This is a genomic window from Pedobacter ginsenosidimutans (assembly GCF_001442625.1).
GTDB lineage: Bacteria > Bacteroidota > Bacteroidia > Sphingobacteriales > Sphingobacteriaceae > Pedobacter > Pedobacter ginsenosidimutans.
This window is the reverse complement of sequence record NZ_LMZQ01000061.1, coordinates 1-11,366: the sequence shown is the minus strand read 5'-3', so window position 1 is coordinate 11,366 and position 11,366 is coordinate 1. Positions and strand designations below refer to the sequence as shown.

Here is an 11,366-nt window from a genome sequence, read left to right as displayed (position 1 = left end):
CTATAGCAAAACCATCAATAAATCAGGTTTTTACCAATTGGATCTGGACGGTAAAAAATCAGATTTCTACCAGATCGAAATTATTCCTGATTTACCCGTTACGATTAAAATAACGCAACCGAAACAGCACACCACTATTGATATCGGTCAGCCGCAAAAGATTAACCTGAACATATCACTTACAGATGACTATGGCATCAACGACGCCTATATATCGGCAACTATGGCCAGTGGTAAAGGTGAAGGTGTGAGTTTTACCGAAAAAAAACTATTGTTTAATACCAGGTTTGATAACAAAAAGAACCTCACGCTAAGTAAACTGATTGACTTAAAAAGCCTTGGCATGAAACCAGGCGATGAACTTTACTTTTTCATTAAAGCGATGGATAACCATGGTCAATCGAGCCGTTCGGATGTTTATTTTGTTTCGATTGTAGATACTACCGAATTAATGAGTTTAGCAGGAATGACCAATGGCGTTAACCTGGTTCCAGAATATTTCAGGAGCGAAAGGCAGATCATTATTGATACTGAAAAACTGTTGAAAGAACAATCGACATTGCCTCCTGCAACTTTTAAAACCAGAAGCAACGATCTGGGTATCGACCAGAAGCTGTTGCGGTTACGCTACGGACAGTTTTTGGGGGAAGAAAACGAAACTGAAATCGGCGGTGATCATGATGACCACGATGAGCATGCGGAACATAAGAATGAGGGTGAGAAGTTTGGCGATGTGAGCACCATTATGGACAAATATGCGCACAAGCATGATATCGCAGAAGACGCTACCTTCTTCGAACCAGAAATGAAGGCACAGCTAAAGGCCGTTTTAACTGAAATGTGGAATGCCGAACTCCGTTTAAGAACTTATAAACCGCAGGAAGCATTACCCTACGAATATAAAGCGCTAAGATTACTGAAAGATCTACAACAGAAATCGCGGGCTTATGTAGCCAAAACCACCGTAAAAACGGCAGCGTTAAAACCAGAGAAACGTTTAAGTGGTGAGCTAGATAAAATTACGCAGCCTGTGCAAAAAATGTCCTTCGAGCAAAAAGAAAAAAGAACAGCCTCGCTAAAAATAGCGCTTGCACTATTAGAAAGCAGAAAAACTGATAAAAAATTCAGTGATCAAGATCGTTTTTTACTAAGCGAAACAGAAAAATATATGATTGGTGCCGCGGCCGACAATCCTTCAACCTATTTAAGTGCATTAACCAATTTAAGAAAGCTAAGTACAGGGAATAAATTGATGCTTAAAGAGATTGATCTGGTTCAACTGGCTATCCAAAAAATGATCAATATTGAAGCAGCAAAACCGCAGACACAAAGTGCTAGCCCAGCTTCGGCCTTGTACCAAAACTATTTTAATAACCTCAACAAAACCGGCAAATAGATATGGAATTTAAATACATCGCTATTCTGGTTGGGTTATTATTAATGGTCTTTTTGCTCTATAAAGAGGTGGGCCGGACAAATCGAGCTAGATTAATATGGCGAATTTTAGCGAATATTGTTGCCGTGGGTTGTTTCATTCTATTAATCGTACCGATCAGATACGAAACACATGTAAAACAAAATGCCGATGAAGTTATTTTACTCACAGCTGGCACAAACCTTGATTCTGTTACAAACTTAAAAGGAAAAAAATATGCATTTCCTTCGGTAAATTTAAAAAATACAAAGGCCACCGCCATCAATGACCTTTCCTACTTTTTAAAATCGAATCCCAATGTTCAAAAACTGAATATCTACGGTTATGGTTTAAGTGCAGCTGAACTGAAAAATCTGAAAGGATACCAGATCACCTTTCATCCTTCGGTAAATCCTGGCGGGATCATTTCTGCCAACTGGCCAGCCAAATTAAAAACCAGTGAACCGCTTCAAGTTCAGGGAACTTATCAAAATTCAGGAAGCGAAACGGTTAAACTTTTGTTCAAAGGTTTAGGCAAAGCAGTAGATTCGATTTTTATCGGCGCAAAATCGAATAAATCCTTTTCATTTAAAACCAACCCAAAACAAATAGGCAAAGCTGTTTACGAATTAATTGCTTTACAAAAAAACGATACCCTGGCCAAAGAACCCGTGCCGGTTCAGGTTAGCGACCAGACACCGATGAAAGTGCTGATTTTAGCTTCTTTTCCTGACTTCGAATATAAATTTTTAAAAAACTGGCTGTATGAAAATCAGTATCCATTGGCTTTCAGAAGTCAGATCAGTAAAAATAAATTTGCTTTCGATTTCCTTAACATAGATAGTATAAATCTTAATCAGATCAATATATCATCCTTAAAAAAATTCGATATCCTCATCATCGATGAAGAAGAATTAGCAGCTATTAGTCCCAACGAAAGGTCATCAATAGCGCTTGCGGTTAATAACGGAATGGGCTTATTGATCAGGGTTGCAAATACAAAAGCTTTGACATCCCTCAGTGATAAATTTGGCCGTTTTGAATCTCCTGTTTTAAAAGGCAAACCATTAAATTTAATCGTGATAGAAGATCACCACAAATTTAATCCGTTACCACTTGAACAAGCTGTATTTTTAAGGGCTAACCAAACTGATCAGCCCATTGTTGCCGATGCCAGTAATAAAATAGTAGTCAATAGCAGCATCAGTGGTTATGGCAAAGTGTTAGTCTCTACACTTTCCGCCACCTACAATTGGCTACTTTCAGGGCAAAAAACTGATTATGCAACCTATTGGTCTAAACTTTTGGCCAATGCAGCAAGGAAAAGAAACGATGTTCAATCTGTAAACATCATTCCTCAATTCCCCGTTATTCACCAAAAAATGAGGATTATTGCAGATCTGGCAGCGTCAGACAAGATACCGGCATTAAAAATGGATAGCATCTTACTCAGTCCACGGCAAAACATGGAGCTTCCTTTCCAATGGGATGCTTTTTACTGGCCTGAAAAATCAGGCTGGACTAATTTAGAAGTAAATCAAGCCATCGAGCCAATATATATCTACAAAAAAACAGATTGGGAAGCACTCAAAAACCAACAAAAGCTTGATGGAACCCATCAGTTTATCAAAAACCTGAATACTACTGAAACTAAAAACAAGTTAGCAGATACCATTCTAGAGGAAGAAGTATCACTCTGGTGGTTCTTTGCAGGGTTTTTGCTTGCAGCTGGATTTTTATGGTACGAATCGAGGATATTGGCTTTTTAAAATCGATTCGTCATCTCGACTGAAGCAAAGCGAAATGGAGAGATCTAATAATAAAACCTCTCAAAACAGATTTCTCCATTTTGCTACTGATGAAAAATCAGCAGCTTAAGTCGAAATGACGAAATTAACTTTACTAAAAAACACCTTTTCACAAAAAACAGTTCTTTTTTCAGCATTGAAACTAAAATGTTATAATCAATCTCCAGTTTTAGCCTCATAATTGGCTATATTGAAAGCGTAAACTAACTAAATTCAACCAATTGAAAAGAAAAGACTTCCTCTACTTATCCGGAATGGGTATGGGTGCCCTACTCCTTCCCGACCTTTCTGCATTCGGAACTCCTATAGACCCTTTACAGGCGCTAGATGGAGTGGATGTAAAAATTAAAAAGGAACTGGCTGATGTTGCACTAAATGCGGCAAAATCAAAAGGTGCAACTTACGCCGATATCCGCATCGGTCGTTATTTAAACCAGTTTGTAGCTACCCGCGAAAAACGTGTTCAAGGCGTAGCCAATACCGAATCGTATGGTGTAGGTATCCGTGTTTTAGCCAATGGCTGCTGGGGTTTTGCTGCCACAAACAATGTAACCAAAGATGCCATTGCCAAAGCAGCCGAACAAGCTGTTGCCGTTGCAAAAGCCAACGCCAAAATACAGGGCGAACCGGTTCAACTGGCTCCACAAAAAGGTTATGGCGAGGTAAGTTGGAAAACACCAATCGAAATTAATGCTTTCGAAGTTCCCGTAAAGGAGAAAGTAGACCTGCTTTTGAATGTAAACGACGTGGCCATGCAGAATGGAGCCAATTTTGTAAATTCCGTTATTTTCGCAGTTAATGAGCAGAAATACTTCGCATCAACTGACGGTTCTTACATCGATCAGGATGTTCACCGTATTTACCCAACTTTTAATGTAACCAAAGTGGACCGCGAATCGGGCAAATTTAAAACACGTAATGCATTAAGTGCACCTTCTGGAAAGGGTTATGAATATATGCATGCCCGCCCTGAAGATAAAGTTACCGGTATTGTAACGCGTTATAAAGGCCGTTACGATATGCTGGAAGATGTAAAAGAGGCAGCCCGTGTAGCAACTGAAAAAGTAAAGGCAAAATCGGTTGAGCCAGGTAAATACGATCTGGTTTTAGATCCTTCACACCTTTGGCTAACCATACATGAATCTGTTGGTCACCCGACAGAATTAGACCGTGTTTTAGGCTACGAAGCCAATTACGCAGGCACCAGTTTCCTTACTTTAGATAAATGGGAATCAAAAAATTTCAAATTTGGCAGTGATAAAGTAAATATTGTAGCCGATAAAACCCAGGTGGGTTCGTTAGGTGCTGTTGGCTACGATGATGAAGGCGTAAAATGCAAAAAATGGGATCTGATCAAGAATGGGATACTAACAAGCTACCAGGCCATCCGCGATCAGGCACACATTATCGGCTTAACAGAATCTAATGGCTGCTGTTATTCGCAGGGCTGGGATGATGTTCAGTTTCAGCGTATGCCAAATGTATCACTCCAGCCAGGAAAAGAAAAACTGAGTGTTGATGATATGATCAAAAATGTTGAAAAAGGCATTTACATCATCGGTGATGGAAGTTTTTCTATCGATCAGCAACGTTACAATTTCCAGTTCGGCGGACAGATTTTCTACGAAATTAAGGATGGTAAAATTGCAGGTATGCTGAACGATGTAGCCTACCAGGCCAATACACAGGAGTTCTGGAATTCGTGTAATGCCATTTGCGATGAAAGAGATTACCGTTTAGGTGGTTCATTTAATGATGGAAAAGGTCAGCCTTCTCAAAGCAGTGCCGTATCGCATGGCAGTGCCACTACCCGGTTTAATGGAGTTAATGTTATCAATACAGCAAGAAAAATATAATTATGGCCATATTAAGTAAAGAAGAAGCCCAGGCGATATTAAAAAAAGTAATCGGTTATTCGAAAGCCGATTTCTGCGAAGTAGGTTTAAACGGTTCTGATGGCGGGAATATCCGTTATGCCCGCAATGCGGTTTCTACCGCAGGGCAGATCAGTACCATGAGCTTAGGTGTAAGCTCCACTTTTGGTAAAAAAACTGGTTCGGCAACGATAAATGAATTTGATGATGCTTCCTTACAAAAGGTGGTAAAAAGAGCAGAAGAACTGGCCATGCTGGCACCAGAAAACCCTGAGTTTATGCCTCCATTAGGTCCACAGACTTTTGCAGAATCGAATACATACAATGCTAAAACTGCCGCCATGACTCCCGATACCAGGGCCGAAATGGTAGGAAAAAGTTTAAGTGTATCAAAGGCAGCTGGTTTAGATGCAGCAGGTTTCTTAGAAAACTCAACCCGTTTTAACGCGATCATGAACTCTAAAGGTTTATTCGCCTACAATAAAGGTACCGATGTTTCTTTTTCAGTAACCGTTAGAAACAAGCAAGGAACGGGATCGGGCTACGTTGAGCAGGGCTTTAATGATCTCGACAAAATGGATACCCTGGCACTTAGCAAAATTGCAGCAAGTAAAGCCAATGGTTCTGCAGGTGCAAAGGCCATCGAACCAGGAAAGTATACTGTTATTTTAGAACCACTTGCAGCCAGCGATATTATCGGTAATATGTTCAGGGGGTTTGATGCCAGAAGTGCTGACGAGGGCCGGAGCTTTATGAGCAAAAAGGGTGGTGGTACCCGTTTAGGAGAGCAATTGTTCTCAGAAAACGTAAATATCTACTCTGATCCAATGAATACTGAAATCCCGTCTTCAACATTCACGGGCGAAGGTTTACCGGTAAAAAGAACGCAATGGGTTGAAAAAGGGGTAGTTAAAAACCTGTCTTATTCAAGATATTGGGCTGCACAAAAAAATGTTCAACCGCTTCCTTTTAGCCGCAGCATGATCATCGAAGGTGGAACACAATCATTGGAAGATCTGATTAAAAGTACTGAAAAAGGCATATTGGTTACCCGTTTCTGGTACATCCGTTCGGTAGATCCTCAAACATTATTACTGACTGGTTTAACGCGTGACGGCACTTTTTACATCGAAAATGGTGAGATTAAATTCCCGATCAAGAATTTCAGGTTCAACGAAAGTCCGGTAATTATGCTCAACAATGTAGAGGCTTTAGGTAAACCGGTGAGAACAGGGAGTGGATTGATTCCACCAATGAAAATCCGCGATTTTACCTTTACTTCACTATCGGATGCGATTTAATTGAATCGTCATCTCGACTGAAGTGTAACGAAATGGTAACCTCTTTAAATAGATTTCTCCATTTCGCTACCGATGAAAAATCGGCAGCTACAGTCGAAATGACGATCTTTTTTAAGAATAATACTATTTAACACCTATTCCCTCCGAAGGTCACCCTGAGCGGAGTCGAAGGGCATCATTCAATTGTTATCTCGAGCGGAGTGCAGCGAAGTCGAGAGATCTGACTAGATAGATCTCTCCATTCCACTGCGTTACATCCGGTAGCTATCGGATCGAGATGACGACCCTTTTTTTATTAATAAAAATCAAAAAATTGAGAAGAAGAGATTTTTTATACATGACAGGTGTTGGCCTTGGTGCCAGCATGATGCCCAATATACCTGCCTTTGGCAAAATTATTTCTGTTGAAGAATCTTTAACGCCTGTTGATATTGCCCTAAAGAAGAAAATGGCCGATGTTGCCCTCAACGCTGCAAAAAGCAAGGGTGCAACTTATGCCGATGTACGTATAGGACGGTATTTAAATCAGGTAGTGGCTACTAGAGAAACCAGGGTAGAAAACATTTCCAATTCAGAATCATATGGTTTAGGTGTGCGTGTGATTGCCAACGGAAGCTGGGGTTTTGCAGCAACCAACAACATGGACAATGCCAGCATCGCCAAAGCTGCAGAAGCTGCCGTAGCTATTGCCAAGGGGAATTCTAAACTCATGGAAGAACCTGTTCAATTGGCGGCACAAAAAGGATATGGGGAGGTAAGCTGGAAAACACCTATCGAAATCAATGCCTTTGAGGTACCCATTGCTGACAAAGTTGATCTGCTTTTAAAGGTAAATAGTGAGGCCATGAAAGGCGGTGCAAAATACATCAGTTCCAACCTGTTTATGATCAATGAGCAGAAATATTTTGCGTCAACCGATGGTTCTTATATCGATCAGGATATCCACAGGATATGGCCAACCTTTACCCTCACCAAAACGGATGCAGCCAGTGGTAAGTTCGAAACCAGAAATGCCTTAAGTGCACCAATGGGTATGGGCTTTGAATACCTGAAACCAAAAGACGAAGAAAAAATTAAGGGTGGCCCGGTTACGATGTACAAAAAGCGTTACGATATTTTGGAAGACGTACGCGAAGCAGCCGTACATGTTGATGAAAAACTAAAAGCCAAACCTGTTGCCCCTGGCAAATACGACCTGGTTTTAGATCCTTCTCACCTATTCCTAACCATCCATGAGTCTGTTGGTCACCCGACAGAGTTAGACCGTGTTTTAGGTTATGAGGCGAATTATGCAGGAACCAGTTTCTTAACGCTGGATAAATGGGAAAGCAAAAAATTCAACTTCGGGAGTAAAGAGGTAAACATCATAGGCGATAAACTAGAAACAGGTTCATTAGGCGCCGTGGGTTATGATGATGAAGGCGTAAAATGTGGCCAATGGGATATTATTAAAGATGGGATTTTGGTGAATTACCAGACAATAAGGGATCAGGCACATATCTTAGGTTTAAAAGAGTCACAGGGCTGTTGCTATGCAGATAGCTGGGATAGTATTCAGTTCCAAAGGATGCCAAATGTTTCATTAGCCCCTGGAAATGTAGCCCTAAGTGCTGCCGATATGGTTAAAAATGTAGAGAAAGGGATCTATATGTTTGGCCGTAACTCTTATTCTATTGATCAACAGCGTTATAATTTCCAGTTTAGCGCACAACTGGCCTACGAAATTAAGGATGGCAAAATTGTAGGCATGTTTAAAGATGCTGCCTACCAAGCCAATACACAAGAATTCTGGAACTCCTGTGTACAACGCTGCGATAAAAACGACTACAGATTGGGCGGGACGTTTTCGGATGGAAAAGGTCAGCCAGGACAAGCAAGTGCCGTTTCACACGGAAGTGCTACTACCCGTTTTAACGGAGTTAATGTGATTAATACGGGAAGGAAATTGGGGTAACTTGATTAATTTTTTGCAACTTTTCTCAACGCGATCGTCATGCTGAATTTATTTCAGCATCTTTTATGCAAAATAGACCCTGAAATGAATTCAGGGTGACGACGCTAAATAAAGAATAACAAAGGGGCATTCTATCCAGACATGCCCCTTTTTCTAACCAAATATAAACCTGTTAAGAACCAGGAGTTTTTTCTATCGCTCAGTGTCTCACCGACCGATTTTTTTATATGATATTAATTGTGTGTAATTATTGTAGCTGTAATACCAGGCGCTCCCCCTACTGTACCGTTAATATAAACCGTATAAATTTTACCGGCCTCGAAAGTAGCGGCATTTAAAGCACTGTTTGTTAAAGGAATAACTGCCTTAGTTGTATTATCTTTAATAACTAGACTTAGGTTTGTACCCGCTTCTACTTCCTTAAAAGGTCCGAGGGTTTTCCACGTTAAACCTTCAATAACAGCAGGCGCTTTCCCAGAGGTATAAGGAATGATGGTTTGGTTACCAAAATTGCCATAAGCCACACCAGTAAATATTTCCGTGCCTGCGGCATAAGTAAGATCAACTTTTGGTGCATCCGGTGAAAAATTGGCAAACCTGACTTTGGCTTTACCTGTTGCAGGAAGCGTAAGATCATCATAAACGAGGATCAAACTATCAATATTTCCAGGGTTTAAGGTGCTGGTTAATCTTTTCTTCACCGTGAACAAACTGTGGGCAAAATCTGCAATAGGTCCATTCGGACCTGCAAATGATGCCGAATTTGTTTCCTGTACAAAATTTGCACTGCCTCCGAAAATATAAGAAGCCCTGTACGAAGCTTCCGTTCCTTCGGTTAGGTTGAATTGTACCTTTCCGAACTGGGTATCGAGATAACCAGAAGCCGTATTCCGTTGAAGTGCGGCTGCGGTAACTTTTCGGGTAAAATCCCAGAAATTAACCGCTACGGTTGATTGCCGCGCATTGATAAACTTCACCTTAGCACTTAAAGCGGGCCGATCACCTGCATTTATATCGAGGTAATCTGTTTTTTTGCAGGAAGCAAACAAAGTAGCGGCCAGTGCAAAAAATAATATCTGAAATTTATAAATTCTCATGTGTTTCATTTTATTTAAAAGTGGCCGAAAGCCTGATAAATGGTTGTAAACCTGTGCTCGTACCTGATTGTGCAGCACTTGGTGAATTCGTTCTCGTAATATTGCTTCCAGGTGCAGGAATAGAATAATCGCCAAGCACATTGAACAGATTATTTACACCAACCGTTGCTTGCAATACAGGGGTAATCCTGTAACCAGCAGAAATATCGGTAATCCAGATCGGGCTATAGGTCTGATAATAATAATCCGGTTTAGGAAAGTTTGCATTCAACTGACTCACTGCCGATACCGAACCAAAATATACACTGCGTAATAAAAAGTTAAACTTGTTAATATTGTACGTTCCCTGAAGGGTTATTTTGGTTTTTGGAATGCTCCGGGTTACCCGAACCTCTTCACTTTCGTCAAAAATGATATAGCGATAAGCTTCTAATCCTTTTGGTGTATTCACTTTAGTCAAAGTTGTTTTTTGTAGGTTTGCACCGGCCAGAAAAGCTACATTACCTCCATTGGGAAGCAAAAAGCGGTAACTTCCCGTAAATTCGATTCCCCTGGTTCTTGTGCTGAAAGAATTATAAAAAAACTTGGCCTGCACAGTACCGGTTTGTACAAATAATGCCCTTACATCGGCTGGCAGATTGATATCTGTGGCAGAAAAACGTCCGGTGTTACCTACCCGATCTTTAATATCAACCTGATAGGCATCAACAGTGATCTCAACATTCTGAATAGGCTGAGAAGTAATTCCGGCAGAGTAGCCTTTCGATTTTTCGGGCTGAAGTGATGGAATACCCAAAGCTTTGGTAGCAGGATTTACATTGTTCGCCGTAACCTGATCTATGGCCACACCATTCTGGAAGGTTGTAGAAGTTTCGGTATAATAAAACTGTGCAAGATCTGGCGCCCTGAAACCTGTGTTGAAACCACCACGAACGGCTAACCATTTTGCAAAACCATATCGGGTTGCGGCTTTATAAGTAGTTACACTACCAAAATCAGAATAATTTTCTACCCTTAATGCACCCGAAAGGAGCCATTTATCAGTCACATTCAGTTCAACATCTGCATAAGCTGCCGAAATGGAACGTTTTACATTTACTTCGTTGGAAGGCCTGAAACCTGCATGGATCTGGGAACCTGGAGAAAGTCCATTTAAAGGTGTACTCCCTGCAGCAACAAAATATGGGATTCCACCTGTAGTGTAGCCAATGGAATAAATGGTACTTAAATCTGCTTTTGAATAAGAACCTTCTTCTCCGGCAATAATCTGATAGGTTTCTACACGGTACTGCCCACCAAAAGCAACGTTTAATCCGTTAAGCACTTTATCGAATTTTCTGGAGAAGTCTAAACTTCCACTATTCTGCGAAGCGTTATAACTACCCGCATTAAAAGTCCGCGGTGTTTTTTGACCTAAACTGGCATTCAGCGTATTACTGATAATATTGTCAAAAGCATTTCTACCGTAGACATTTGACACATCAAAATTCCATCCGCTTACCTTTCCTTTTACGCCTACAGCAAAAGACTGATCGGTGATGATATTGTCCATGGCTGGCAAAAATCCATCTGGATAAACAAAAGTATTGTTGCGTTCTGTCCATCCTGGCAGGCGGTAAACAGCCGTAAATTGCGAATTGCGGTGACTGATTCCACCAAATGAGTACACTTCAAAACCATCTTTCAACGGAATGGCTGCATTAAATGATAACAAACCATCTTTTGACTTATTTGTTGAGCCGCGCTGATCAAAAAAGTGGCGGTCAATACCTCGGCTGGCAATAATAGCATCATCAATTTCTTTGGTATAAATCTGATCGAAACCCCTCGTGTTGGCCCCCCCACCATAAGCCGGGCCAATGTATATGCCATCAGAATAATTTCCAGATGGAAGCGATACAGCCTGGGTAGCATATTC

The 11,366-nt window shown here is 40.8% G+C and carries 7 protein-coding genes; 5 read left to right on the top strand and 2 right to left on the bottom strand.

From position 1 onward, the window contains the following. The 5 genes from ASU31_RS27805 to ASU31_RS26285 form a co-directional block, all read left to right on the top strand. Positions 1 to 1,396: hypothetical protein (locus tag ASU31_RS27805; RefSeq protein WP_209435070.1), on the top strand; the 1,396-nt coding region annotated here is incomplete at its 5' end. Positions 1,397 to 1,398: 2 nt separating this feature from the next. Beyond that, positions 1,399 to 3,183 carry a hypothetical protein gene (locus tag ASU31_RS26300; RefSeq protein ID WP_057935211.1) on the top strand — a complete coding sequence of 595 codons (1,785 nt, stop codon included), beginning with the start codon at positions 1,399 to 1,401 and terminating at the stop codon, positions 3,181 to 3,183. A gap of 260 nt (positions 3,184 to 3,443) precedes the next feature. Then, a complete protein-coding gene (locus tag ASU31_RS26295; protein ID WP_057935210.1) occupies positions 3,444 to 5,078 on the top strand; it encodes a TldD/PmbA family protein in 1,635 nt (544 codons plus the stop codon). A 2-nt stretch (positions 5,079 to 5,080) separates the two neighbouring features. Next, complete coding sequence (locus ASU31_RS26290; RefSeq protein WP_057935209.1) at positions 5,081 to 6,397, top strand: TldD/PmbA family protein; 1,317 nt, start codon at positions 5,081 to 5,083, stop codon at positions 6,395 to 6,397. Positions 6,398 to 6,710: 313 nt separating this feature from the next. Beyond that, positions 6,711 to 8,351 carry a TldD/PmbA family protein gene (locus ASU31_RS26285; protein WP_057935212.1) on the top strand — a complete coding sequence of 547 codons (1,641 nt, stop codon included), beginning with the start codon at positions 6,711 to 6,713 and terminating at the stop codon, positions 8,349 to 8,351. 233 nt (positions 8,352 to 8,584) lie between these two features. On the opposite strand, the gene ASU31_RS26280 is transcribed toward ASU31_RS26285, so the two are convergent. Both ASU31_RS26280 and ASU31_RS26275 read right to left on the bottom strand, forming a co-directional pair. Further along, positions 8,585 to 9,448 (bottom strand): DUF4397 domain-containing protein, encoded by an 864-nt coding sequence (locus ASU31_RS26280; protein WP_167346248.1) that lies wholly within the window; start codon positions 9,446 to 9,448, stop codon positions 8,585 to 8,587. 10 nt (positions 9,449 to 9,458) lie between these two features. Further along, on the bottom strand, positions 9,459 to 11,366 hold a 1,908-nt coding region (locus ASU31_RS26275), incomplete at its 5' end, for a TonB-dependent receptor plug domain-containing protein (RefSeq protein ID WP_057935207.1).